The following is a 610-nucleotide window of genomic DNA, read 5'->3' on the forward strand; positions in this document are numbered from 1 at the left end:
GGCCAGGCGGATGCGGTCTCCATGGCGCGCCCGTTGCTGGCGGACCCGGATTTCGTGAAGAAAACCGAGCAGGGCAAGGCGGATGAGATCAACACCTGTATCGCCTGTAACCAGGCGTGCCTGGACCATACCTTCCAGCTCAAGCGGGCGTCCTGTCTGGTCAATCCCCGTGCTTGTCACGAGACCGAGTTGTTGTACCTGAAAACGGCCAAGCCGAAAAAAGTGGCGGTCGTTGGTGCCGGCCCGGCGGGCTTGTCCTGTGCCACGGTGGCGGCAGAGCGAGGCCATGCGGTGACCCTGTTTGATCAGGCGGGGGAAATTGGTGGTCAGTTTAATATGGCCAAGGTAGTGCCCGGCAAGGAAGAGTTTCACAACACCATTCGCTATTTCAGCAAAAAACTGGAAAGCACCGGCGTTACCATGAAGCTGAATACGCGCGTTGAAATTGCCGATCTGGAAGCGGCGGGCTTTGACGAAATCGTGATTGCTACGGGTGTGGTTCCGCGTACCCCGGGCATCCCCGGTGTGGATCATCCCAAGGTGTTGTCTTACGTGGACGTGCTGCGTGGCAACGCCCAGGTGGGTGAGAAAGTGGCGGTCATTGGTGCCG

The 610-nt window shown here is 59.0% G+C and carries 1 protein-coding gene; it reads left to right on the forward strand.

Annotation, left to right across the window (positions count from 1 at the left end; genetic code table 11):
* On the forward strand, window positions 1–610 hold a 610-nt coding region (locus A3754_RS00525), incomplete at both ends, for an FAD-dependent oxidoreductase (RefSeq protein ID WP_156496636.1).

The sequence above is a fragment of the Alcanivorax sp. HI0083 genome, assembly GCF_001635175.1.